Consider the following 25,955-nt stretch of genomic DNA (forward strand, 5'->3'; position numbering starts at 1 on the left):
CGGAAACTTGTCCGCACAAGCAAAACGCGGCGCGAAAACCGTGCGGCTGGCCTTATCATTCGGCCGGATCGACGCGAGATGGCAGCAGCCACGCCGACGGGATTACGGCATACCGAATCTGGTGAATTTCCGAAGGTCAAACCTGCGGCAGTGCCTTCAGCAGCCGGTGCAGCGTGTCGATGGTCGAGAAATCGGCAATGCCATCGACCCGCTCTCGGCGGAAATGCCGCTGGAACGCAGCCACATCGCCCTCGGTACGCGCGCAGAACTCACCGCTGACGGGTGTGTTGTAGCCATAGAATGCTAGCATGGCCTGCAACGCCTCGACAGGTGGGCCGCCATCGCCGCGCTGGAAGAACCGGCCTCCCCCGATTTGCGCCGGCTCGACATAGTGCCCGATGCCCGCAAGAGCGAGTTCGTCCCATGGAAACCGCTCGCCCGGATCGACCTTGCGGACCGGGGCAACGTCTGAATGGGCCAGAACGCGTTCGGCAGGGATGGTCCAGCGGCCAACGATATCCTGACAGAGGGCTATCACCGCTGCGATCTGCGGGCCGGGATAGTCGGGCAGCCCTCCGGGATGACCCGGATTGGCGACCTCGATACCGATCGAGCTGGAATTGATGTCCGTATCGCCCTTCCAGAAACTCTTGCCGGCATGCCAGGCCCGACGCTCTTCGGGCACCATCTGCACCACGCGACCGTCCTCGAAAACCAGATAGTGGCTGGAAACTTCGCTCTCCTGCGTGATCAGCCAGTCGAGCGCGCCCTGCGCGGTGGGCATGCCGGTGTAGTGCAGGATGATCATGTCAGGCTGCCGACCGTCGCGCCGCTCGCCATGGTTCGGGGAGGCCAAGACTTCGGCCACACGATAATCCGGTATAAACGCGGTCATGCTGCGCGCAGTTCTCTTTCGATCGCCGAGTAAGCGGCGTTGAACTTGGCCATTCGGTCATGGGCAATCGCATGGAACGATGACGGCATGCCACGCGCGATCAGCCGATCCGGATGATGCTCCTTCACCAGACTGCGGTAGCGCTGCTTGATCGTATGGAAATCGTCTTTCCGCGAAACACCGAGCACGATGTAGGGATCGCGGCCTTCGACATAGACATGGCGCGCGGTGATCCGTTCGAAATGCTCTTCCGAAATACGAAAGACCGCCGCGACGTTTTCGAGGAAGGCAATCTCTTTTTCGTGCACCGCTCCGTCAGCCTTGGCGATATGAAACAGGCCATCGAGGATGTTTTCCAGCAACGGGCAGTTGGCATCGCCCGAACTGCAGAGTCCCGAGAGCTTTTCGGCATAGGCCTCGTATCCGGCTACATCCTGCTTCGCCATGTTGTAAAGGCGGGCAACGTTGCGGGCCTCTTCCTCGGGATAGTGGAAGACCTGCTGGAACGCCTTGACTTCATTTTCGGTGACGACACCGTCAGCCTTGGCCATTTTCGCCGATAGCGCAATGACCGCCACGGAGAACGCAACCTTGCGCCGCGTTTCGGGGTCGCCCTCGAACACGGTACGGATTGCTTCAACGAGACTGTTCAGAGCATTCGTGGCTGTGTCAGCCACGGAACTCAAGAGTTTTTCCCAAAAGGACATGGACGTATCCGGCTGCGGTAAGGGGCCTTGTCGAACCTTGAACAAATTATCGCCGGAAATGCAAGCCGCGCACAGGATGAAATTTTCGTAATATTGCGGGCAATGGAACAGTTATTCCATCACGCACGCCGCTCCGGATGACATGGGCCGGTTCAACGAACCAGCCCGTGGAGAAGCATTGTGGCAGCGATGTTGACTATGGGCAAATGCGTTTCCTGACGATCACTGTCTTGTTGTAGGATACTGTCTTGACCGTCTTGTAATAGCACGGCTGGCGAACCACCACCGTCTTGACGACCGGAGCACGCGGCTTGACCTTGATCGTAACGCTGTCGGCGAGCACCGGTGCGGCGAACGTTGCGGCTGCGAAGCTTGCGGCAACCACGGCTGAGATCATCTTCTTCATCGAATTCTCCTGCTGCTGTTTCAACCTTTGCTAGGAAGGTAACGCACCTGTCACAGACGTGGTTCCTCGTGCGATGGGATCGCCGCTCGCTGGCGTAGCTTTTGCAGAGCTTCTTCACGCTGGGGTTTTCCACAGCCATCCTGAGCGAGAAGGCCACCTTGGAAACGGTATTATTCGCGTTTCTGGTCATCACAACCGTCTGGGCAGCCCGAAAAGCCCGTTTTTCATGATTTCTTCACTTTACAGACGACCGCGTCTGATTCATCCATGCGCCATCAATCATAGAATGCTCGCATGGAGGAAAAGACATGGCGAAACAAAAAGCTGCATTGCTCACGGCTGGCGGCCTGGCACCCTGCCTGTCATCTGCGGTCGGTGGCCTGATAGAACGCTATAGCGACGTCGCCCCCGAAATCGAACTGATCGCCTACCGCTCGGGCTACCAGGGCGTTCTCCTCGGTGACAGCATCGCGATCACCCCGAACATGCGCGAGCGCGCCCACCTGCTGCACCGCCACGGCGGCTCGCCGATCGGCAACAGCCGTGTCAAACTCACCAACGCCGCAGACTGCATCAAGCGCGGCTTGGTCAAGGAGGGCGAAAATCCGCTGCGGGTCGCGGCCGAACGCCTGACCAGGGACGGCGTGACAATCCTTCACACCATCGGCGGCGACGACACCAACACGACGGCGGCCGACCTTGCCGCCTATCTCGATGCCAACGGTTACAAGCTGACAGTCGTCGGCCTGCCGAAGACCGTCGACAACGACGTCGTGCCGATCCGTCAATCGCTTGGTGCCTGGACGGCAGCCGAAGTCGGCGCCTACTTCTTCGACAACGTCTCCAACGAACAGAGTGCGGCGCCAAAGACGCTGGTCGTGCACGAGGTGATGGGACGTCATTGCGGCTGGCTGACCGCCGCAACGGCCCGCGCCTATATCCAGCGCACCCGGCACAATGAATATGTCGAGGGCCTGATGATGAACTCCCAGCTGAAGAACATCGATGGCATCTACCTTCCGGAAATCGGCTTCGATTTCGAGAAAGAAGGCGCACGCCTGCGCAAGATCATGGACAAGGTCGGCTTCGTCACGGTTTTCGTTTCCGAAGGCGCCGGCGTCGATACGATCGTTGCCGAGCGCGAAGCCGCCGGCGAGCAGATCAAGCGCGATGCCTTCGGCCATGTGAAGATCGACACCATTAATGTCGGCAACTGGTTCTCCAAGCAGATAGGCCAGATCATCGGCGCCGAACGCGCGATGGTCCAGAAGTCGGGCTATTTCGCCCGTTCTGCGCCGGCCAACGCCGACGACCTGCGGCTGATCCAGAGCATGGTGGATCTGGCCGTCGAAAGCGCGCTCAATCGTGTGTCCGGCGTCACCGGCCATGACGAAGACCAAAAGGGCAAGCTGCGCACGATCGAATTCGAACGCATCAAGGGCGGCAAGCATTTCGACACCGACGCCCCCTGGTTCGGCGAAATGATGGACTTTGTCGGCCAGTCCTGGACGTCCCTTTGAGGGTAAAAATGCGCGGGCCCACAAATTTGCCGTTGGTCCGCGCAATTCGTTGATTTTCATGGCAATTCATTGTCAAGCATCAGCCCGACGAATACCACCTTGAGATGAGGTGTAAGCGAAAAGAATTACTCATAGGTGTAAATTGCACCCCCGAGGGTTGCCGCACAAAAGTTAATGGGGTATCAGAGCGTAACGATTTGTGAAGACTTCTGCTTCGCGGGGGGCAGACACATCACCAAAGCGGGCGCGATTATGAGAGAAAAAATCAAGCTGGCCGGACAGATGGCGATAGCCTCCGGCACACTGGTTCTACTGGCTTCTTGCACGACCGCGAAGGTCTATTCCGTGGTTCCGGCAGACAAGCCCTCCACAGAAGAAATCGCCATGCTGACGACGCTTCAGGCAACTGACACGTCCGGACTTGCCTCCACGGAGATGGCATCCGTCGACATGCAGCCTGTCGATATGGCAACGGACAAAAGCATTGAGATGGCGTATGCGATCCCGGTCTCGAAACCGATCGCCCAGGCGAATGAGGCCATGGCCGCTGTTCAGGTCGCATCCGCCGATCCGGCGATGACAAACAGGACGATGGCGGAAGTCGCCGTTATCGCTGAGCCGGCCCAGGTCCAGTCGGCCGTCATGACAGACACGTTCGATAGACCTGAACTGACACCCAGCGCCGCATTGGCGGTTCCCAAGACGCGGTCCATCGACCCGTTCGTGACATCGACGAAGAACACCAACCTCAATCAGTTGATCGCCAAATATGCGGCGCTTTACGAAGTGCCCGAGCCTCTTATCCACCACGTCGTGCGACGAGAAAGCAACTACAATCCCAACGCTGTCCATCGCGGCAACTGGGGCCTCATGCAGATCAGGTATAACACCGCCAAGGGTCTGGGATATGAAGGCAACGCCAATGGCCTTCTCGACGCCGAAACCAACCTCAAATACGCTGTCAAATATCTCAAGGGCGCCTGGATTGTCGCCGAGAAGGATGCGAAGAAAGCCGATTGGCTCTATCGCACGGGCTATTACTACCAGGCCAAGCAGAAGCAACTGCTCGACGATCTCGACATGCAATAAGCCACTGCCCTCGAGCCGGGCTAGACTTTAGTTTTCACCATCATCATTGCCAGTGACATCCGCGGCATCAGCCGGCGGTTCCTCGACAACGGGCTCTGCCCTTGCGGCTTCCATGATTTTTGCCACCATTGTTTCCGGCCCATAGCCGAGTTTCGACGGCGTCAGCCCCATCCGCACGACAACCAGCTTCTCCGACGGAATCATGGCAATCGACTGGCCGTCGTGCCCCTGCGCCCAGAAGGTATCCTCTGGCAGCCCGAACTTCTCGTTCGGCAACTCCTGCGGCCCGGTCTTCCACGCGAGGCCTTCGGTGTAGCGACCTTGAGAAAGCGCTGTTTCGGTATCGACCATGGCGGCAAAATCTTCGGGCAGAACCTGGACACCGTTCCAATCGCCCCTCTCCTGCAGCAGCAGGCCGAAGCGCGCCCAGTCCCGCGCCGTCGCATACATCAGCGAACCGCCGGAAAACGTTCCCGCCTCGTCGGTCTCCATGATGGCACTGCGCATGCCGATCGGATCGAACAAAGCTTTCCGGGGATAGGCGAGTGCCTCCTGCCGGTCAGAAAATGAGTTCATCCAGATGCGGCTCAGGGCAACGGTCGAACCGGTCGTATATTTGAACTTCTCGCCGGGTTGCGCTTCCAATCCCTTGCCGGCGACAAACTTCGCTTCGTCCGGTTCCAGAAACAGCATCCGCGTCACATCATTGACGTCGCCATAGCTCTCTTCGAGGGCGAGCCCGCTTTGCATGGCCATCAGGTCGCTGATCTTGATCTTGGCACGCTCGTCAGTCCACTCAGGCAGCAGATGATCCTGATCCCACCTGAGTTTGCCTTCCGCGACGCGCTGCGCAACGATGGTTGCTGTCACGGTCTTGGCCATCGACCAGCCAAGCAGCGGCGTGGCGGCCGAAAAGCCCTTGCCATAGGATTCGGCGATGATGTGGCCGTTCTTCACCACCACGATGGCGCGCATTCCGGGGCCCGCCAGCTCGGCATCGGACATCAGCGCCTGAACCTGCGGATAGCCCCCTCGGCTGACTTCGTCTCCCATAGGCCATTCGAAGTCCGAATCCGGTTTTGCCGCGGCAACGGTGGCGAGCTTTACTGCTCGAACCGCATCGACGTCTCCGCCGGGCGCATTGGCACAGCCGAGCCCGTCACGATAAACAGCGACCTCTTCGGCAAGCAGGCCATAGAAATTTGTAGCGACATAGTCGTCATGCCGCTCGATCTCGACATGCTTGAGCAGAGGATGACCAGGCGCCTGAACGTCGACGGCCAGAACTTCGGCCGGATCGCGGCGGGCAATAAACGCGTTGGAACAGACGATCTTGGCAGCGTAGGCTGTGCCGACACGGATCAGTTCGGGCGGAAAGACATACAGCCACCCGGCCGTCCCAATAACGGCGACGAATGCCGCCAGCCCCAGCCATTTCAAGATTTTACCGACAATGCGCAACGTTCAGCTCCATTCAGCCCGCGCCGATCAGCGAGGGGCCGCATGCGGCAAGCGCGGCGGATACCGCTCTTGCCAAGGGCACCGCTCAAGCGCTGGCGCGAATTTCGGGTTTCTCTCCCGCACCATTGGCGGCCATCAGCAGTTGCTGGACGACACCGGCTGGAACGGGCCGGGAAATGAGATACCCTTGAACCGCAGCCGCTCCCAATGAAAGCGCCATGTGCATCTGTCGCTCGTTTTCCACACCTTCCACGGTCGCGGGCATGTTGAAGGCACGGCCGAGCTTGACGATGATGTCGATCAGGTCGGTTTCGCGACCGCCGTCGAGCATGGCTTCGGTGTAGGAGCGATCGACCTTCAGCCCGTCGATCGGAAATTGCCGGAGGTGGTTGATCGACGACAGGCCAATACCGAAATCGTCCAGCATCACCCGCACGCCGATGGCGCGAAGATCTTCGAGGCCCGAACGAACCGCAACGAGATCGTCTGCAAAGATCGCCTCGGTAATCTCGATCGTCAGCCGCGACGGATCAAGTCCCTCCATCAAAAGCCGGTCGCGGATGTGGGCAACGAATCCCGGAGCCCGGAACTCCTCGGCGCAGACGTTGACCGCAATGCCGATATGGCTGGGCCAGGCGGATGCGTCCGCGATTGCCTTTGTCATGACCCAGCGTCCGAGGGCCGTCATGTGGCCCGCCCGTTCGGCCAGCGGCAGAAACGCTTCCGGCGCCATCACGCCCCGCGTCGGATGCCGCCAGCGGATCAGCGCCTCCAGCGACTCCACTGTGCAATCGGTGGTGCGCACGATCGGTTGGTATTCGAGGAAGAACTGCTCGTTGGCCAGTCCGATCGCTATCTCCTGCTCGAGCTGCATCTGTTCCTGCATGAAAGCCCCCATACTTTCGGTATGATAGACATGCGACGAACCGGGGACGTCCTTGGCCATATAGAGAGCGAGGTCGGCTCGCTTGAGAATATCGGCCATCGACGCGTCATTGCCGTCGAGATAGGTGATTCCGATCGAAATGCCGGTAACCGCCTGGCCTGCCTTGAGCGCAAACGGCTCGCTGGCCTTGGCTTCGATCACCCCGCACAGCATCTCCACGTCGGACTCGTCCGGGGCGCCAGCCAGAGTGGCAACGAACTCATCGCCGCCGAGGCGGAAGAGTCGCACGAGCGGCCCCAATGCCTGGCGCAAGCGATCCGTAAACTGTCGCAGCAACTCGTCACCGGCATCATGGCCGAGCGTGTCGTTGACATGTTTGAAGCGATCGAGGTCGAGCAACATCAAGGCCGGGCGGAAATGTCCTCCGGCGCGCGCCTGCAGAAAGTGGGCGATCTCCTTTTCCAGCGCCAGGCGGTTGGGCAGACCCGTCAGGCGGTCGTGCATGGACAGGGAGAGAAGATACCGCTCGGCCCGTTCGCGCGCTCTGAGGCGGGTTCTCAAATCGGCCAGCGTATGCCCGAAGCGGAGAAAGACCAGTCCGCTCAGCAGCGGCACGACCGCCATCAAGGCGTGCACGGGCTCTCCGAGACGCGCCAGAATGCTGGGGGAACCGCCGGATAGGAGATACTCCGCAGAAAAACTAGTAACGGGCAAAAGTGCCCCAATAGCCGAGCCAACGAAAGCATATCGCTGGGAAAGACCCGGCAGCAACGTTCGTAACATCATGTTAGCCGCTCCTGCTTGCAGGCTAGAACGCTAACGGCCATTTCTTAACGATTGATTAGAACTTTGGACCCAATTCCCCGCCAGTCGATCGATATCAACAGTTCCTGTCATGAAAGCTTCGCCGATCTGCAATATCTGCCCTGAGACACGTTGGATCAGGAGTGGATTACATGAAGCAGATGATCTCGATGCGCCGATTCGGGCTCGATGAACGGTTGAAGGGGGCACTTCTCCAGCACAGGGCGCTGAGTTTAGACGGAGCGTCAGAACGGCTGTTCGGCCTTCTGTTTTCGGGCCTCGTCTATCCGCAGATCTGGGAAGATCCCGAGGTGGACCTTGCCGCCATGCAACTCCAGCCGCACCACCGGATCGCGACCATCGCCTCGGGCGGCTGCAATATGCTGAGCTATCTGGCCCATGGGCCGCAATCGATCGATGTGGTTGACCTGAATGCCAGCCATATAGCGCTCAATCGCCTGAAGCTTGCCGCCTTTGCCTATCTGCCAAACCATCCCGACATCATGCGGTTCTTCGGAATGGCCAACGAGACGTCCAACAGCAAGGCTTATGACCGGTTCATTGCCCCGCATCTCGATGCCACCAGCCGCCGCTATTGGGAGGGCCGCCGCCTGAACGGCAAACGGCGCATCGAAGTATTTAACGGAAATTTCTATCGCACCGGACTGCTCGGCCGGTTCATTGGTGCCAGCCATATCGCGGCCCGGCTCTACGGGATCGACCTCAGCGAGTTGATGCAGGCCCGCAGCCGAGATGAGCAGCGCGAATTCTTCGATCGCAAGATCGCGCCCGTCTTCGATCGGAAGGTGGTGCGATGGATTACCGCCCGCAAGAGCTCGCTGTTCGGCCTCGGCATTCCGCCGCGCCAGTTCGACGAACTCGCCAGCCTGAGCGACGAAAAAACACTCGCCAAGGTTCTGCGCGAACGGGTAGAGAAGCTGGCATGCGACTTCCCGCTCAGCGACAACTATTTTGCCTGGCAGGCATTTGCCCGCCGTTATCCCACACCGCAAGAAGGCAAGCTGCCGCCCTATCTGACCTTGGCCAACTACAATTCGATCAAGGACAATCTCGGCAGGGTCGCGATCCATCATGCCAATTTCGGCGCAATGCTCGCAGCAAAGCCTGACCATTCCATGGATCGTTACGTGTTGCTCGATGCGCAGGACTGGATGAGCGACGAGCAGATCAACGTCCTCTGGAGCGAAATGAGCCGCACGGCGCGCGACGGCGCCCGCATCATCTTTCGCACCGCGGCCGAGAAAAGCATCGTCAGCGGTCGACTGAATCCCGAGATCGACCGGCAATGGACCTATCACCAGGAAGAATCGCTCCGGCTGGGCAAGGCTGACAGATCAGCCATCTATGGCGGCTTTCATATCTACGAGAAAACCATATGAGCAACTCAGCCACCGAACAGGCAGCCGGCCATTCGCATCTGATGGACCGCATCTATCGCCACCAGAGGCATATCTACGACGCAACGCGCAAGTACTACCTTCTCGGCCGCGACCAGCTCATCGGGGATCTCGACATGAAGCCGGGACAAAGCCTTCTGGAGGTGGGCTGCGGCACTGGCCGTAATCTCGTCCTGGCGAGCCGCCTCTATCCGGGCATCAAGCTTGCCGGCCTCGACATCTCCGAGGAGATGCTGTCAACGGCGCGCAAGGCGCTGACCCGCGAGGGCAATTTCCACGCAGCGCTAAAACGCGCAGATGCAGCCCGCTACTCTGCATCTGAATTCTCGGTGGAGGGCTTTGACCGGATCATGATTTCTTATGCGCTGTCGATGATACCGGAATGGCAGAAAACGATCGAGCAATCGATCGCCGCGCTCAATCCCGGAGGCTCGCTGCACATCGCCGATTTCGGCCAGCAAACGCAGTTGCCGGTGGGCTTCCGCACCCTGCTGCAGAGTTGGCTGACGCGATTTCACGTCACGCCGCGCGCAAACCTGAAACAGGTGCTTGAAGACACTGTCCGGGACGGACCCTACCGCCTCGAATTCCGCTCCTACGCCCGTGATTATGCCTGGATTGCGACGATACGCCGTCTCCAGCATTAAATACTCGTCCCATATCCGGACTGGCCGGAACTTTCCGCTTGAAACTAACGCATTTTTTACGATGATGTGGAACAACGGAGCTTCGAGCCTTCGTTCGGAGTTCCGCGCAGGCGGATATGCAAGATGGGGGCAATGTTTCTTTGCGTATCTTCGGGGATTCCATGCGTCCGTTCGCTACTCTCCTGTTGCCGATGTTTCTGGCATTGGCTTCCTGTACCTCCACGGATTATGACCTGCTCGAAACGGCGTCGATCACGCCGCGCTTCCATGACAAGGACCCGCAGGATTTCGGGCCCAAGACACCCCAGCACCATCCTGTTCACGGCATCGACGTTTCCAAGTGGAATGGCGATATCGACTGGCAGACGGTGAGGAAGTCCGGGGTATCCTTCGCATTCATCAAATCGACCGAAGGCAAGGACAATCTGGACAACAAGTTCCAGGAAAACTGGCGTAATGCGGCGGCGGCTGGCGTCCCCTACGCACCCTATCATTTCTACTATTTCTGCTCGACCGCCGACGAACAGGCCGATTGGTTCATCCGCAACGTGCCGAAAAAATCCATCTACCTGCCGCCGGTGCTCGACGTCGAATGGAACGGCGAATCCAAGACATGTCGCTACAGGCCCTCCAAGGTCACGGCAGTTGCGGAACTGCAGCGTTTCATGGATCGCATCGAGTCACATTACGGCAAGCGGCCGATCATCTACACCTCGGTTGATTTCCATCGTGACATTCTGGTCGGCGAGTTCAAGAACTACCATTTCTGGCTTCGCTCTGTCGCCAACCACCCCACCAATGTTTATGAGGATCGCCGCTGGGCGTTCTGGCAATATACCAGCACGGGTGTGATCCCGGGGATCAAGGGCGACACCGACATCAACGTCTTTGCCGGCTCACACAAGAACTGGCGAAACTGGGTGACGGCGGTCTCCGAAAACTAGCCCTCGGGCAGAAATTCGCCCGACGCTTGCACGTGCCGCATGGCTGTTTCCCAGTCGAAGGGGCAATGGCGACTTGCATCTGCCGCAATCTTCTGGGAATGCTTCGCCCTGATTTAGATATTCTGGAAGGTCAACTATGCCGATTATTCGCCGCGCCTCCGCGCTCACCGCCCTTGTTGCAACCACTCTGTTGTCGGGAACGGCATTTGCGCAGACGCCTGCATGTGGCGGCGACCTCACCGAGTTTCTGAGTGGCGTGAAGGCCGAAGCCGTGGCCGAGGGAATCCCCGCAGCGGCCGTTGATCAGGCGCTCGCCGGTGCCCGCCTCGACAAGAAGGTGCTCGGCATGGATCGTGGCCAGGGCGTATTTCGCCAGACCTTCCTGGAATTTTCCAAGCGCACAGTCAGCCAGGCCCGGCTCGACATCGGCCGCAAGAAGATGAAGGAACATGCGGCGACCTTCGCCAAGGCCGAGGCCGATTATGGCGTGCCCGCTGCCGTCATCACCGCCTTCTGGGCGCTGGAAACCGATTTCGGCGCCGTTCAAGGCGACTTCAACACCCGCGACGCGCTTGTCTCGCTGGCGCATGACTGCCGCCGGCCGGAACTCTTCCGTCCGCAGCTTATCTCCCTAATCAAGATGGTGGCCGACGGCGATCTCGACCCGCAGACCAATACCGGCGCCTGGGCCGGCGAAATCGGCCAGGTGCAGATGCTGCCGCGCGACATCATCAAGTTCGGCACCGATGGTAATGGCGACGGTCATGTCAACCTCAAGACAAGCGAAGACGACGTCATCCTGACCGCAGCAAGGTTCATCCAGAGCCTCGGCTTCAAACGTGGCGAACCCTGGCTGCAGGAAGTGTCCATTTCCGAAAGCCTGCCCTTCGACAAGACAGGCCTCGGCGGTCCGTTGACCGCTGCCGACTGGTTTGCGCTTGGCGTTCAGCCGCGTGACGGAAACACCTCCTTCGGCCACCTCAAGGCAGCGCTCGTCCTGCCGCAGGGCCGGCTTGGGCCAGCCTTCATCGCCTATCCGAATTTCGAGATCTACCTCGAATGGAACAAGTCGTTCATCTACACCACGTCGGCGGCCTATTTCGCCACCCGCCTGGCAGGTGCAGCGCCCTACAATAAGGGCAACCCGGCGCAGGGCCTGTCGGTCGATGCGATGAAGGAACTGCAGACCAAGCTCAGCGCGCGCGGCCATGACGTCGGCAAGATCGACGGCATCCTGGGCGGCGGCACTCGCGTTGCGATCCAGAAGGAGCAACAGCGGCTCGGCCTGCCGGCCGATGGCTGGGCAACGCCGGAACTGCTCAGCGCACTTTGATCAGTCAGCGACTGGTCTTGTGATTCTTTGCTTCAGCCCTGCGGTGGTATAGTGCCAATCGCAGGGCGCGGTAGCGGACGCGTGAGCCATGCGCCAGCCGGGCGACAAAGGCACGTCCCCTCGCCACCTCCTCAAGTTCATGCTGATAACCGATGGCGAGTGCTTGCCGATAGGTCTTCAACCCTTCCGCAGCCATGTTCTCGAGACGATGCAGCACCGAGAACCACATCGGCGAAAGCAGCAGCGATAGCGCCGTGACTGCGATTGCAAACCGGTAAAGATTAAGCCCAAGTGCGCCGGCGCTGAGACCGGCCGATGCCAGCACGAAGGAAAACTCACCGATCTGGGCCATCGACAAGCCGGCAATCAGAGCATTTTGGCGGTCGATGCCCATTTTTCTCAGCAGAAAGATATTCAGCACGGTTTTCAGCGCAATAACGAGGATGGATGCGCTCAACACCTCCCAGAGGTTGCGCCAGATGAAATCCAGATCGATCAGCAGGCCAATCGACAGGAAGAACACCACCAGCAACACACTCTGGATCGGCTCGATGACGGGCACCACCCTCGATCTCAGCGTCGAATTGCCGACGACGATGCCCGCAATGAACGCGCCATAGACCGGAGACAGCCCGGCCACGCCTGATACTGCAGCTGCGGCAAAGCAGATCGCCAGCGAGCCCAACGCCAGGATCTCTATCTTGTGTTCGATCGCCTCGGTGTAAGGCACGCGCAGTTTGGGTCTGCGTCCCAGCCACCATAGCAGCCCACCGAGTATCCCGGCCGCGATGACAATTTTGACGATGATGCTGGTTAGCGGCACGCTGTCGCCGCCCAGGCTGCTGACGAAGATCAGCATAGGCACCACGGCAAGGTCCTGCGCGATCAGCACACCCACTGCTATACGGCCGGCTTCGCCGCGCAACTGGCCCATCTCATCGAGCATTTTCATCGCTACAACTGTGGACGAGAGCGCAATGATGAAGCCGAGTATGATCGCTTCGCTGAACGAAGACCCGGTCAGCCACGCAAGCACGCTGGAAAGCCCCACGGCGGCAATGATTTGCCCGGCCGCCACCAGCAGCGCGCTTCTCAGCGTAAGCACGAACGCCTTGATCGACAGTTCCATGCCAATGAAGAACAGCAGCAGGATGACGCCCATTTCGGCGAGCACGGTGACATTGCCGGAACTGGAGATCAGCCCCAACCCGGTCGGGCCAAGCGTGATGCCAGCCAGAATGAAACCGACAAGCGGCGGCTGCCGCAGGCGGATAAAACCCAGGCCAAGCAGCGCTGCGACCGCAACCACGACTGCAATGGCGATCATCGACGACTGGCCGGCATGCTGAGCGGCTTCCTGGGCAACGGTGGCGTCCAGCCTTTTTCCTCCCGTCATCGGTTTCCGGGTGGTGTTGCCTGTCAGCTCCAAGTAGGGCTACACCAGTATGATCAACAACCTTTCCTGATTTGCGAACACAGCACAATGTCAAATGACAGTGGACTTACCCTTTCCGCCCGATCCTGGATGATGCTTTTGCTGCTTGGCCTGCTCTGGGGAGGCTCGTTCTTTTTCGCCCGCATTGCGGTTGCTCACATCCCGCCGGTCACCCTGGCGTTCCTGCGTTTCAGCATCGCGGCGCTGGCGCTGCACATCTTCATTGCTGGGCGATACGGGATCTACCGCGAACTGAGGGCTCGTTGGCCGGCCTTCCTGCTGCTTGGCCTGATCAACAACGCGATACCGCACACGATGATCTTCGCAGGCCAGACGCAGATCGGCGCCGGCCTCGCCTCTATCCTCAATGCCACCACGCCGATCTTCACCGTCGTCATTGCCCATTTCCTTACCACGGACGAAAAGCTGACATCCGCAAAGATTGCGGGCACGATTGTGGGCCTCGCCGGCACCATCCTGCTCTTCAGCCCGCATATCGGCGACAAGGCGGGAGCACCGCTATGGGCGATCGCGCTGCCGCTGATCGCCGCCCTCTCCTATGGATTTGCCGCTATTTTCAGCCGTCGGTTCAAGGGGGTTGCGCCACCGGTAACGGCGGCCGGCCAGTTGACGGCATCCACCATCATGATCTTGCCTGTCTCGTTGCTCGTGGACCAGCCATGGACGCTTGCAATGCCGCCATTGCCTGCCGTGTCGGCGGTCATCGCCCTGGCCCTAGTCTCCACCGCCTTCGCCTATATCCTGTTTTTCCGGCTCATCAGCGTTGCCGGTGCGACCAACGCGTCGCTCGTCACCCTGCTTGTTCCGCCCAGCGCGATCGTGCTCGGCATCATCTTCCTCGGCGAGCATCTCGAAGCCGCAGAGTGGGCTGGCATGTTCGTCATCGGTGTCGGGCTGGTGATCCTCGACGGACGGCTCGTGAGACGCTTACGCCAGCCTGCCTGAATCAAGCCGAATCTTTGCGACGCTGCCTTCAGCTGCTCCAGAAACAGCCCCCTCTCGTTAGGGAAGCGCTGCATCTGATTAACCAATTGGCAACGATTGTGAAGAAAGTGCGAACAACTAAAACGATTGGAATTTCATACTATTGGGGCTGTGAACAACGCAAAAGATTCACAATTACGCCGCAATGCAGCACAAAAACCGCTTTCCAATCACGAAAAAATGCTTCTATTATCCGTCCGTTAACACCAGCAGGAGGTCCGATATGGGTCTTACTCAATCATTGAACGCCGTGTTGGTTGGGGCGGCATTTCTTTTCGTCGGCGTGATGTTGTTCGTCTGACGGCCGCAAAGGGTTCCGGGCTTGATTTCCGCCCGGCATGCCATTCAAGAAGGGGCGCAGGATGTTTATCCGGCGCCCCTTTTTTCTTGCCCTCCCGATAGTGGATCAGGCGGCGTGCGAAGCTCCGGCATTGGCGCCGGGCTTAAGCCCAGACTGCTCAAGCACAGCCGTCACCAGCTGCGGCCTGTTCATCGTGTAGAAATGGAAGTCATCAATGCCGCGCACCATCAGGTCGCGTACCTGGGCGCTCGCGAGTTCGGCAGCGCGCTTGGCACGCTCCTGCGGATCGTCATCGACCGGTGCAAGGACTTCCTCGACGAAAGCGGGGACGGAAGCACCACAGAGCGCGGCAAATTTCTTCACTTGCGCCAGATTGTGGATAGGCAGGATACCCGGCAGCACCGGAATATTGATGCCGGCCGCGCGCACCCGTGCGAGGTAGCGCTCGAATACGTCATTGTCGAAGAAGAACTGTGTCAGCGCGCGCGTGGCGCCGGCATCCACCTTGCGCTTCAGCATGTCGATGTCGGCCGCGGTGTCGGCGCTTTCCGGATGCTTTTCGGGATAGGCGGCAACTGATATTTCAAAACCACCCAGCTCGGTCAGCCCGGCCGTCAGTTCGGCGGCATTGGCATAGCCACCCGGAAACGGCTGGTAGGCCGAGCCGATACCACCCTGCGGATCGCCTCTTAGAGCCACGAAATGCTTGACGCCGGCTGCACGGAACTCCGCGACCGCAGCATGCACGTCCTCGCGCGTGGCACCGACGCAAGTCAGATGCGATGCGGCCGCCAGACCTGCGTCGCGGATCATTGTCCGAACCGTGGCCAGAGTGGTGTCCTGCGTCGAGCCGCCCGCACCATACGTCACCGAAACGAATTCCGGATCCCACGCTTTCAGCGCCTCGACGGTGCTCCAGAGCTGCGCTTCCATTTCCGCATTCTTGGGCGGAAAGAACTCGAAGGAAATGCCGATGTTCTTACCGTTTCGCGCCTCTTTGGCTCTCATGTCATGCTCTCCCGCCGGAAGCGGCCGCGGGAACGGCGGCTTCGTCTGCTATTTCAATTCTACGATCACGCGCCAGCCAGATCGTCACGGTCAGCGCCTCCTGATCGCTTTCCGGCTCCAGATCGGTGATACGGACAATTTCCAGCCCGCTATTTGCCAGCCAGGTTTCCATCTGCGCGTGGGAAAAGCCCAGGCGCGCATGATGATGCTCGCCGCGCAGCGCATCGATGCCATGCGGCGCGAAATCGACGATCACCAGCCGACCGCCCGGCCGCAGCATCCGCGCAGCCTCCTCGATCGCCACCTCGGGACTTTCGAGATAGTGCAGCACCTGGTGGATCGATACGAGATCGTACTGCCCACCCTCCAATGGCAGGTTGAAGATGTCTCCGAGGCGAATGGTCGCCTTGGCAATCCCCGAACGTTCGAGATTGGCGCGCGCCACTGCCAGCATTTCCCGGCTCGCATCGATGCCAGTGCCGTGTCGGTAAAGCCCCTCGAACAGTTGAAGAAGCCGACCGGTGCCCGTGCCCAGATCCAGGAACGAATCCACCGGGCGGTCGCCGACCAGCTCCCTGAGCGCCTTTTCGACTTTCGCTTCACTGATATGCAGCTTCCGGAGATCGTCCCAGCCGGCGGCGTTCTGGCTGAAATAGGCCTGGGCACGTTCGGCACGGGCGGCGCGCACCTGTCCGAGGCGCGCCTGGTCGCGTGTCATGACCGGATCGGCGTGCGAGGCCTCATCGATGATCGTCCGTACCAGCCCCGATGCAGCGCCGTCACGCTTGAGCCGGAACCAGGCCCAGGCGCCTTCCTGATATCGCTCCACCAGCCCGGCTTCCGCCAAAAGCTTGAGATGCCGCGAAATCCGGGGCTGCGACTGGCCGAGAATTTCGGTAAGATCGCTGACGGTCAGGTCGCCGGACGACAGCAGGACGAGGAGCCGCATCCGCGTCGGCTCTGCCGAGGCCTTCAGAATTTCGACCAATGCGTTGAGAGAAAAGCCTTGCGCGACAACCATAAACCACCCGATCAAGATATAAAGATATCTTTATGTGATTTGGTTTTTTGACGCAAGTAGAAAATTCGGCGGCGCTTTTGGATGTAGCCAAAAGCAAAAGCCGGCCCTTTCGAGCCGGCTCATTACGTTCCGTTGGCGGGTGTTTAGCGGACTGCTGTCCGCAAGCACCTCAGCGCGTCAGGGGCTTATACGTGACACGCTTCGGATTGACGGAATCCGGGCCGAGGCGGCGGATCTTGTCCTTCTCGTAGTCCTCGAAATTGCCTTCGAACCATTCGATGTGGCTATCGCCTTCGAACGCCAGGATATGGGTCGCCAAACGGTCGAGGAACATGCGATCGTGGCTGATGATAACAGCGCAACCAGCGAAGTTTTCGAGCGCGTCCTCGAGTGCCGCAAGCGTTTCGGTATCAAGGTCGTTGGTCGGTTCGTCGAGCAGCACGACATTGCCGCCGGCCTTCAGCATCTTGGCGAGGTGCACGCGGTTGCGCTGACCGCCGGAAAGTGTGCCGACCTTCTGCTGCTGATCGCCGCCCTTGAAATTGAAGGTCGAGCAATAGGCGCGCGAGTTCATCTCGTACTTGCCGAGCTTGATGATATCGTTGCCGCCGGAAATTTCTTCCCAGACGGTCTTGTTGCCATCCAGCGCATCGCGGCTCTGGTCGACATAGGCCAGATCGACGGAATCGCCGATGCGGATCGAGCCGGCATCGGGTGTTTCCTGGCCGGTGATCATCCGGAACAGCGTCGATTTACCCGCGCCGTTGGGACCGATGACGCCAACAATGCCGCCGGGCGGCAGATTGAATGTCAGGTCGTCGATCAGCAGCGTGTCGCCATAGCCCTTAGACAGGTTCTCGACCTCGATGACGACGTTGCCGAGGCGCTCGCCAACCGGGATGATGATCTGCGCGTCGCCAGGACGACGGTCGGCGGCGGCCTGCACCAGTTCGTCATAGGCGCGGATACGGGCCTTGGACTTGGTCTGGCGAGCCTTCGGGCTGGAAGAAATCCACTCCGCTTCACGCGAAATCGCCTTCTGGCGCGAAGCATCCTCGCGGCCTTCCTGCATCATGCGTTTGGACTTGGCGGCCAGATAAGCGGAGTAGTTGCCCTCATAGGGAATGCCGCGACCGCGATCGAGCTCGAGAATCCAGCCGGTGACGTTGTCGAGGAAGTAACGGTCGTGGGTGACCATCAGAACCGAGCCAGGATATTCGCGCAGGTGACGTTCGAGCCATGCGATGGTTTCGGCGTCGAGATGGTTGGTCGGCTCGTCGAGCAGCAGCAGGTCGGGCTGCGACAGCAGCAGCTGGCAAAGCGCGACACGGCGCTTTTCACCGCCCGACAGGTTTTCGACGGACGCATCGCCCGGCGGGCAGCGCAGCGCTTCCATGGCCATCTCGACCTGCGATTCCAGATCCCAGAGATTCTGGCTGTCGATGATGTCCTGGAGCCTGGCGCCCTCGTCCGCCGTCTCGTCGGAGTAGTTCATCATCAGTTCGTTGTAACGGTCGATGATCGCCTTTTTCTTGGCAACGCCTTCCATCGCGTTTTCGAGCACCGTCTTGGTCGGGTCGAGCTGCGGCTCCTGCGGCAGATAGCCAACAGTTGCGCCCTCGGCCACCCAGGCCTCGCCCGTCCATTCCTTGTCGAGCCCTGCCATGATGCGCAGCACGGTGGACTTACCCGCGCCGTTTGGCCCCAGAATGCCGATCTTGGCATCGGGATAGAAAGACAAATGAATATTTTCCAGCACCTTCTTGGTGCCATAGGCCTTCGTGAGCCCGGACATATGATAGATGAATTGACGTGCCATGCCTAACCTCGATGAAACCGCTACCGGTTGAATTTGCCCGGCTATGTAGGCTAAATCCGTTTGCGGGGCAATCTGCATTCCCCGTCAATCCACGAGCCAGACAACCAAATGCAGCCTATTGCAGCCCCGCCTCGTCGACGATGCCTTCCGGGCAACCGAATTTCGTGGTCCCTGCAGCCGCAACAAGTGCCCGAAGATCGGCCTCGGATCCGTCGCCCTTGCCCAGCCCGATCGTCAGCCCTGTGATGACCTGCCTGTCGCCGTCCTTGCGGCAGCGCATCCTCACCTTGTCGCCCGCGCCAGAACCCAGGGCCTGCTCGAAGGCAGCCTTGATTTCGCTCTCACCAAGAGCTTTGCCGAGATTGCGCTCGAACAGTTCCTGCACTGCAGAGCCATTGAGCGTGTCCAGCAGCCTCAGCGACTGCGCGTAGTAGTCAACTGCCAGATCGCCGGAACATGTGCCGTGCTTGATCCACTCGTGCCGATCAAGGCCCGATCGGGCTCCGGGCATTGCCCGCACCAATTCCGCCTTCACATCATCGTCGAGAGCCAGCTCGGGCATATCAAGCCATTTGCGCTGTTTGTCCTGCGCCTTGAGAGCCTCAGGCACGCCGCAATATGTCTTTCCGACATGCCAGAGGCCGTGCAAGGAGAATTGCCTTGCATCGATGCTTTCAGCGGTCTGGCTTGCGCATTCAGGCGCCTTGGACCAGCCCTCGCAAAACCCGGAATGCCAGCTCACGCCGAGGATCATCACGGTCCTGCCCTGTGGAGATGCCTCCGAGCTCGCAGCCTGCTCTTCGGTCGGATCGGCCGGCATCTCTGCCCCAAACGCAATCTGGCCACCGCAGGACACGGCAAGTAAAAACAGCAAGCCATATACGACTTTGATGCATTTATTCGGAACCACAGAGATGCACATGAAGACCCCCTAATAAGTTAACGAACATTAAGGGAACATATAAAGTACATTTGCAAAACTTTTTCAACTGGAAATACTCGGCTGCAGTCAAATATTACAACCGTACAACAACTGGTGAGATTATCTCGCCGCCAGCCGCCGGATCAGCTATGCCTGCGTCGCGGCAAGACCGGGAGGAAACTTTGCATTTCGACACCACGATACGGCTGGAAACCCCGAACGGAGCGGCGCTCGCGACGCGCCATGTTTCGGCAAACACCGCGACGCCAAAGGCGATCGTATTGATCTGTCATGGCCTTGCCGAACACGCTGGTCGCTATCGGTCGTTCGCAGACTTTCTCGCCTCACGTGGTTACCATGTGTTCGCGCATGACCACCGGGGGCACGGCGAAACCAACGCGCCGCAAGCGCCTCTTGGTCGCTTTGCACAGGCAGATGGCGCGCGACTGGTCATCGAGGATGTAATCGCCGTCAAACGGCACGCCGAATCCCTTTACCCCGGCTTGCCGGTCATCCTGTTTGGCCATTCGATGGGGGCGATGATCGCGGCGGCAACAGCCGAAGCCTATCCGCAGCAGTTCGCTGCGCTGGCGATCTGGAATGCCAGTCTCAATCCCGGAATCGCCGGCAAGGTTGGGGCGTTCCTGCTCAAGGCCGAGCGTTTCTTCAAGGGTTCTGATGTTCCCAGCGCCTTTGGGCCGCGGTTCACTTTCGAACTCTGGGCAAAATCTGTGGATGGCGCCAGCTCGGATTTCGACTGGTTGAGCCGTGACAGCGCCGAGGTTGCCGCCTATGTGGCAGACCCACTCTGTGGTTTTGCGCCTTCCGTCTCGATGTGGCTGGATGTGCTGGCCCTGGCGGATGCCGCCGGCCGGATGGAAAACCTCCGCAGGCTGCCGCCTGATTTGCCAGTCCACATCGTCGGCGGAGGCCATGACCCGGCCACCGACAATGGCAAGGCGATGATCTGGTTGCGGGACCGGATGCAAACGCTCGGCATGACGGCCGTGTCGCTGACGATTTTCGACGAGATGCGTCACGAAACGCTCAACGAGATCGGCAGGGAGGATGCCATGAAGGCATTTACGGCATGGCTGGACGGCGTCGTCGCCATGAGCGGCAAAACCGAACCCCACCGATAGATCGCGTCTCCAAGAGGCGATTTTCCGCCTTTCGCGCTTCTCATGTCGTCTTTGAAACGCTATCAGCCTAGAGCAGTATTTCATATTCCCTGCCGCCCCGAGATCGACAAGGTCAGATAATGTTCGAGAATCTCTTCACGATAGACAGCCTCATCACCTTTCTGATCCTCACAGCACTGGAAACGGTTCTCGGGTTCGACAACCTGCTCTACATCTCCATCGAATCCAAGAAGGTCGATCCCGCACGAGAAGCCTGGGTCCGCCGTACGGGCATCCTGCTGGCCATCGGTCTGCGCGTGGTTCTGCTCTTCGTGGTCCTGCAGCTGATTGCGATGTTCCAGGAGCCGATCTTCGAAACCCATTCGATGATTTTCAACGCATCGGTCAGCGGCCACTCATTGATCGTGCTGTTCGGCGGTATTTTCCTGATCTACACGGCGATCAAGGAGATCTACCACATGATCGGCACGCCGCATTTCGAACATGGCGCCGAAAACGCGCCGCGCCGTTCGGTCGCCGTGGCGCTGACCTGGATCCTGATCATGAACATCGTCTTCTCCTTCGACACCGTGCTGTCGGCAGTGGCGCTGACGAAGAACTTCATCGTCATGACGGCGGCAATCCTGATTTCCGGCGCGTTGATGGTGCTGCTGGCCGACAAGGTCTCGGACTTCCTCAAGAAAAACCGCATGTACGAGGTGCTCGGCCTGTTTGTGCTGCTGCTCGTCGGTTTCATGCTGCTGTCCGAAGGCGGCCATCTGGCCCACCTTTCGTTCTTCGGCTTTGCCGTCGAACCGCTGGCAAAATCCACCTTCTACTTCATCCTCGGCACATTGCTGATCGTCGAGATCATCCAGAGCCGCTATCAGAAACGCATTCTCGCCGAACAGGAACGCGAGAAGCATTAACGTCGATCGGGCCGCCCAACCGGCGGCCAGTCCTCACATCCGAACCGAAGAGACCTGACAATGACACAAAGAACCGGTGGCCAATTGATCGTCGAGGCGCTCAAAGCCAATGGAGTGAGCCGCGTTGCCTGCGTGCCCGGCGAAAGCTATCTCGCCGTCCTCGATGCGCTGCATGACACCGACATCGAGGTGATGGTCTGCCGCCAGGAAGGCGGCGCCGCGATGATAGCCGATTGCTGGGGACGCTTGACCGGCCAACCGGGCGTCTGTTTCGTGACTCGCGGCCCCGGCGCCACCAATGCCACCGCCGGACTGCATGTCGCGCGGCAGGATTCGATCCCGATGATCCTGTTCATCGGACAGGTGCAGCGCGACGCGCGCGAGCGCGAGGCCTTCCAGGAGGTCGAGTATCGCCGGGCATTCACCGAGTTCGCCAAATGGGTGTGCGATATCGATGATGCCTCGCGCATCCCCGAAATGGTAACGCGCGCGTTTGCCGTGGCGACATCGGGCCGTCCCGGCCCGGTCGTGGTGGCACTGCCGGAAGACATGCTGCGCGATTTGGTGGATGCGCCAGCCGCCCTGCCCTATACGCCGGTGGAAACCCACCCGGGCCCGAGACAGATCGCCGAGCTCGCCGCCCGGCTGGAAAAGGCCGAACGGCCTTTGGTCATACTTGGTGGCACCCGTTGGAGCGATGAGGCCGTAGCCGGCATGGCCGCCTTCGCCGAGCGCTGGAAGCTGCCGGTCGGCTGCTCGTTCCGACGCCAGATGCTGTTCGATCACCTGCACCCCAATTATGCGGGAGATGTCGGCATCGGTATAAACCCGGCACTGGCGGAAGAGGTTCGCAATGCGGATCTGTTGATCCTGCTGGGCGGCCGTTTCTCGGAAATGCCCTCTTCGGGCTACACGCTGATGGATATTCCCTATCCCCGGCAGTCATTGATCCATGTGCACCCCGATGCCGCCGAACTTGGCAGGGTCTACCGGCCGGATCTTGCCATCAACGCCGATCCCGAGAGTTTCGTCGCGGCTCTGGCGTCGCTGGCGCCGAGCACCGAGCCTAAATGGGCCGACCGGACAGCCAACATGCACGCCGCCTATCTCGCCTGGTCCACCCCGCCCGAGACCGGGCCCGGCGACGTTGCGATGGGGCCGATCATGACATGGCTGGAGGAGGCGTTGCCACTCGATGCGATCATGACCAATGGCGCCGGCAACTATGCGACATGGGTGCATCGCTTCCATCGCTTTCGCCGGTTCAACACCCAGGCCGCCCCGGCCTCGGGCTCCATGGGTTACGGCCTGCCGGCTGCGGTGGCGGCAAAGGCTTTGTATCCCGATCGCGAAGTCGTCTGCTTTGCCGGTGACGGATGCTTCATGATGCATGGGCAGGAATTTGCGACCGCCGTGCGCTACAATCTTCCGATCATCGTGGTGCTGGTCAACAACGGTATCTACGGCACGATCCGCATGCATCAGGAGCGGGACTATCCGGGCCGCGTCAGTGGTACAGGACTGACCAATCCCGATTTTGCCGCCTACGCCCGCGCCTTCGGCGGCCATGGCGAAACCGTCGTCAAGACCGACGAATTCGCAGATGCATTCCTGCGCGCGCGCGCCAGCGGCAAGCCGGCCATTATCGAGATCCAGCTCGATCCGGAAGCCATCACCCCGACCCGCACATTGAGCCAGATCAGAGGTGCTGCGCAGAAATAGGCTGCAGGTTCGATATTCTGCGGAGGCCTCTGAGCGCTCGGTCACATGATACGGCACAACAGCCCATACGCGGCTTGCCCCTCACCCTAACCCTCTCCCCGTAAGAACGGGGAGAGGGAACCTGCTCCGAGTTCGCCGCGTGTCCCTTCTCCCTACAAGCGGGGAGAAGGGGCCCGGCAGGGCGGATGAGGGGCAACGGCAACCTCGTATCTGACATGGCACTCCAAGCTAAGCCTACAAATGAAAACGCCCACGCTGTTCACGGCGCGGGCGTCTTCGTTTCGTTAGGACGGGAGAGAGTTAGGCGGCGCGGCGTACCCCGGCTGCCGACTTCGTTTTCTCTTCCAGTTCGAAGCGCGAGATCAGGTCCACAAGGCGGTCGGCTTCCGACGACAGTTTCATCGTCGCGGCCGATGTTTCCTCGACCATCGCGGCGTTCTGCTGGGTGACGCTGTCGATCTGATTGACGGCCTGGTTGATTTCGTTGAGCGCAGTCGCCTGCTCACGAGCCGATTCAGCGATCGAATGGATATGGCTGTTGATCGTATAGACCCGCGTTTCGATGTCGGTCAGGGCCGAACCGGTGGCCTGCACCAACTTTACCCCGGTCTCGACTTCATTGCCCGACTTGGTGATCAAGGTCTTGATGTCCTTGGCGGCACCGGCCGAACGCTGGGCGAGTTCGCGAACTTCCTGTGCGACAACCGCAAAGCCCTTGCCTGCGTCACCGGCACGCGCCGCTTCGACGCCCGCATTCAGCGCTAGCAGGTTGGTCTGGAAAGCGATCTCATCGATGACGTTGATGATCTGGCTGATCTCTTGGGAAGCCTGTTCGATGCGCCCCATGGCGGCAATTGCCTGACCGACGACCTGACCGGCCTGGCTGGCATTGTCCTTGGCCTCGGTGACCATCGACGCGGCCTGCTGGGCTTTCTCTGTAGCGCCGCGGACGACGCCGGTGATTTCCTGCAGGGCTGCTGAGGTTTCCTCCAGTGCTGCTGCCTGCTGCTCGGTGCGGCGGGACAGGTCATTGGTGGAGTTGCCCAGTTCGTTGATGTTGCCGTTGATCGAGTCCGATGTGTCGAGCACTTCGCGAATCGTCTGCTTCAGGCTCTTCATCGTACCGTTGACGTTGGTCTGCAGTTCGGCGAACGCACCATGATATTGGCCGTTCATGCTGCGGGTCAGCACGCCGTCGGCGAGGTTGCCCATCACCGAGCGCATTTCGTTGATACCGGCATCGACGCTTGCCAGCAGCCGGTCGACATTCGATGCGAAGGTGTTGAGACCCTGGTCGCCGAAATCCTTGTCGATACGGCGGCTGAAATCGCCATTTGCGGCGGCTTCCACGACGCGGGCCATCATTGCCTGCAACTCGTCGTTCCTGGCACGTTGCACTGCGTCCTTCTGGTTCATCCGCTGCACGGCAAGGCCGTTTTCCTTGAACACGCCAACAGCGCTTGCCATCTCGCCGATCTCGTCCTTGCGGCCGGCAAAGGGAACGTCAACATCGAAGTTGCCACCCGCAACCGCGCGGATCGTGTCGGTGATACGTCCGATAGGGCCGCTGAGATGAACGCGGGCAATGTAAATGCCGAGACCTGCTCCGGCGAGAATTCCAACGGCCGCCATGCCGGCGACCAACAGGAAGATCCAGGCCTTGAAACCATCAATAGATTGCTCGACCGCTGTGAGCGCCGCCACGTCCGTGTCGACGACAGCATCGATTTCCTGCTGGAAAGCTTTGCGGTTTGCACGATTGGCGTCATTGTTGCCTTGTTCGTTGGCCGCCTCGGGGCTGACCTCCGTGCCAAGCTTGGCAGTCTCGGAGCGGAAGGTACGGAATTCCTGCGATCTGGAGACCAGCGCCGTGAATGCCGCGCTCTGCGCTTCGGGAACCAGCGGCTGCCACTGTGCCAATACCTTGTCCATCTCGTCCAGATTTTCCAGGAGGCCAGTGGCAAACTTTTTGGCTTTTTCGGTCGAAGAGGCGCCATAAATGCCACGCGCTTCCATGACGACAGCGGTGACATAACGGTTCAGGCGTTCGCCGAGATAGGCGCGCTCGGACGCGGCCCGGAAGTCAGCGAGCTTCTGGTCAAAGCCGACGACGGCAAACAGTGCCGTCGCACCTATCAGCAGCGATGACAGACACATCACTGCAACGAGACTGTAAATCTTACCGCTGATCCTCACGGATACCCCTCCGACAAATGCCTACAAGAAACTACAAAAAAGCGCCTATTAACTTAGGCTTACTTCAACTGTTAGATTTTTAGCATTAATGGACGATTAAACGCGGAACCCCGAAATTACATCTCAACCCGCATATTTTTTGATAGTCGTAGCGAACCTTCGCAAAACCTCCGGACGCAGCATGCCATTGCATCAATGACTGGCTGCACGAGTCGCACCAGCGCCAACACCGGGGCGACAAACAAGTCATGACCTCCACCAAAGGTGGAGGTTTGAAACGCTGCGCTTGAACCGCTAGAAGCGGTTTTGCTATAGATTAGTAGCTACGATTAAAGAGGTCGGCAAAGTCGGAAGCTTTGTCGACCT

21 protein-coding genes are annotated in these 25,955 nt (G+C 59.6%); 10 read left to right on the plus strand and 11 right to left on the minus strand.

What is annotated here, in order from left to right:
* Positions 1-136: 136 nt before the first annotated feature.
* The 3 genes from JJB09_RS20960 to JJB09_RS20970 form a co-directional block, all read right to left on the minus strand.
* On the minus strand, positions 137-895 hold the full coding sequence (locus JJB09_RS20960; RefSeq protein WP_201662999.1) for an N-acetylmuramoyl-L-alanine amidase: 759 nt from the start codon (positions 893-895) through the stop codon (positions 137-139).
* Positions 892-1,602 carry a J domain-containing protein gene (locus JJB09_RS20965; RefSeq protein WP_201663001.1) on the minus strand — a complete coding sequence of 237 codons (711 nt, stop codon included), beginning with the start codon at positions 1,600-1,602 and terminating at the stop codon, positions 892-894. Before JJB09_RS20965 ends, JJB09_RS20960 begins: the two co-directional genes overlap by 4 nt.
* Positions 1,603-1,798: 196 nt before the next feature.
* Positions 1,799-2,008, minus strand: coding sequence for a hypothetical protein (locus JJB09_RS20970; protein ID WP_201663003.1), 210 nt, complete (start codon positions 2,006-2,008; stop codon positions 1,799-1,801).
* Positions 2,009-2,316: 308 nt separating this feature from the next.
* Here JJB09_RS20970 and JJB09_RS20975 point away from each other — a divergent pair, with 308 nt between their 5' ends.
* Positions 2,317-3,528, plus strand: a complete 1,212-nt coding sequence (locus JJB09_RS20975; protein ID WP_201663005.1) for a pyrophosphate--fructose-6-phosphate 1-phosphotransferase — start codon at positions 2,317-2,319, stop codon at positions 3,526-3,528.
* Positions 3,529-3,780: 252 nt separating this feature from the next.
* Positions 3,781-4,617 carry a transglycosylase SLT domain-containing protein gene (locus JJB09_RS27065; protein ID WP_343229067.1) on the plus strand — a complete coding sequence of 279 codons (837 nt, stop codon included), beginning with the start codon at positions 3,781-3,783 and terminating at the stop codon, positions 4,615-4,617.
* A 27-nt stretch (positions 4,618-4,644) separates the two neighbouring features.
* Here the strand turns inward: JJB09_RS27065 and JJB09_RS20985 are convergent, their stop codons facing one another.
* Positions 4,645-6,078 (minus strand): serine hydrolase domain-containing protein, encoded by a 1,434-nt coding sequence (locus JJB09_RS20985; RefSeq protein ID WP_201663017.1) that lies wholly within the window; start codon positions 6,076-6,078, stop codon positions 4,645-4,647.
* Between the two features lie 85 nt (positions 6,079-6,163).
* Positions 6,164-7,600 (minus strand): EAL domain-containing protein, encoded by a 1,437-nt coding sequence (locus JJB09_RS20990; RefSeq protein ID WP_201663019.1) that lies wholly within the window; start codon positions 7,598-7,600, stop codon positions 6,164-6,166.
* Positions 7,601-7,920: 320 nt separating this feature from the next.
* Between JJB09_RS20990 and JJB09_RS20995 the strand changes: the two genes are divergently transcribed.
* The 4 genes from JJB09_RS20995 to JJB09_RS21010 all read left to right on the plus strand — a co-directional run bounded on the left by JJB09_RS20995 (position 7,921) and on the right by JJB09_RS21010 (position 12,110).
* Positions 7,921-9,168 carry a BtaA family protein gene (locus JJB09_RS20995; protein ID WP_201663021.1) on the plus strand — a complete coding sequence of 416 codons (1,248 nt, stop codon included), beginning with the start codon at positions 7,921-7,923 and terminating at the stop codon, positions 9,166-9,168.
* Complete coding sequence (locus JJB09_RS21000) at positions 9,165-9,833, plus strand: class I SAM-dependent methyltransferase (RefSeq protein WP_246748844.1); 669 nt, start codon at positions 9,165-9,167, stop codon at positions 9,831-9,833. The genes JJB09_RS20995 and JJB09_RS21000 overlap by 4 nt, the downstream gene beginning before the upstream one ends.
* A gap of 161 nt (positions 9,834-9,994) precedes the next feature.
* Complete coding sequence (locus JJB09_RS21005) at positions 9,995-10,777, plus strand: glycoside hydrolase family 25 protein (protein ID WP_201663023.1); 783 nt, start codon at positions 9,995-9,997, stop codon at positions 10,775-10,777.
* A gap of 136 nt (positions 10,778-10,913) precedes the next feature.
* Positions 10,914-12,110, plus strand: coding sequence for a lytic murein transglycosylase (locus JJB09_RS21010; protein ID WP_201663025.1), 1,197 nt, complete (start codon positions 10,914-10,916; stop codon positions 12,108-12,110).
* 4 nt (positions 12,111-12,114) lie between these two features.
* Here the strand turns inward: JJB09_RS21010 and JJB09_RS21015 are convergent, their stop codons facing one another.
* Positions 12,115-13,506, minus strand: coding sequence for a cation:proton antiporter (locus JJB09_RS21015; protein ID WP_201663027.1), 1,392 nt, complete (start codon positions 13,504-13,506; stop codon positions 12,115-12,117).
* 87 nt (positions 13,507-13,593) lie between these two features.
* On the opposite strand from JJB09_RS21015, the gene JJB09_RS21020 reads away from it, so the two are divergent.
* Entirely contained in the window at positions 13,594-14,511 is a 918-nt protein-coding gene (locus JJB09_RS21020; protein WP_201663029.1) for a DMT family transporter, read from the plus strand.
* Between the two features lie 445 nt (positions 14,512-14,956).
* Here JJB09_RS21020 and metF read toward each other — a convergent pair whose 3' ends face one another.
* The 4 genes from metF to JJB09_RS21040 all read right to left on the minus strand — a co-directional run bounded on the left by metF (position 14,957) and on the right by JJB09_RS21040 (position 19,519).
* Entirely contained in the window at positions 14,957-15,859 is a 903-nt protein-coding gene (gene metF / locus JJB09_RS21025; protein WP_201663031.1) for a methylenetetrahydrofolate reductase [NAD(P)H], read from the minus strand.
* 1 nt (position 15,860) lies between these two features.
* Entirely contained in the window at positions 15,861-16,880 is a 1,020-nt protein-coding gene (locus tag JJB09_RS21030) for an ArsR/SmtB family transcription factor (protein WP_201663033.1), read from the minus strand.
* A 169-nt stretch (positions 16,881-17,049) separates the two neighbouring features.
* Positions 17,050-18,699 (minus strand): energy-dependent translational throttle protein EttA, encoded by a 1,650-nt coding sequence (ettA, locus tag JJB09_RS21035; protein ID WP_201663035.1) that lies wholly within the window; start codon positions 18,697-18,699, stop codon positions 17,050-17,052.
* Positions 18,700-18,814: 115 nt separating this feature from the next.
* Positions 18,815-19,519: a ribonuclease T2 family protein gene (locus tag JJB09_RS21040; protein WP_201663037.1), complete on the minus strand. Its 705-nt coding sequence runs from the start codon at positions 19,517-19,519 to the stop codon at positions 18,815-18,817.
* 284 nt (positions 19,520-19,803) lie between these two features.
* Here JJB09_RS21040 and JJB09_RS21045 point away from each other — a divergent pair, with 284 nt between their 5' ends.
* From JJB09_RS21045 to JJB09_RS21055, 3 genes are all read left to right on the plus strand, one after another.
* A complete protein-coding gene (locus JJB09_RS21045; RefSeq protein WP_246748846.1) occupies positions 19,804-20,763 on the plus strand; it encodes an alpha/beta fold hydrolase in 960 nt (319 codons plus the stop codon).
* A gap of 119 nt (positions 20,764-20,882) precedes the next feature.
* Positions 20,883-21,671 (plus strand): TerC family protein, encoded by a 789-nt coding sequence (locus JJB09_RS21050; protein WP_201663041.1) that lies wholly within the window; start codon positions 20,883-20,885, stop codon positions 21,669-21,671.
* 60 nt (positions 21,672-21,731) lie between these two features.
* Entirely contained in the window at positions 21,732-23,393 is a 1,662-nt protein-coding gene (locus tag JJB09_RS21055) for a thiamine pyrophosphate-binding protein (protein ID WP_201663043.1), read from the plus strand.
* A 300-nt stretch (positions 23,394-23,693) separates the two neighbouring features.
* On the opposite strand, the gene JJB09_RS21060 is transcribed toward JJB09_RS21055, so the two are convergent.
* Positions 23,694-25,589: a methyl-accepting chemotaxis protein gene (locus tag JJB09_RS21060; protein WP_201663045.1), complete on the minus strand. Its 1,896-nt coding sequence runs from the start codon at positions 25,587-25,589 to the stop codon at positions 23,694-23,696.
* Between the last annotated feature and the right edge of the window lie 366 nt (positions 25,590-25,955).

Origin of the sequence: Phytoamicus setariae (assembly GCF_016722925.1) — a bacterium.
In the GTDB taxonomy this organism is placed as follows: domain Bacteria; phylum Pseudomonadota; class Alphaproteobacteria; order Rhizobiales; family Rhizobiaceae; genus Rhizobium_E; species Rhizobium_E setariae.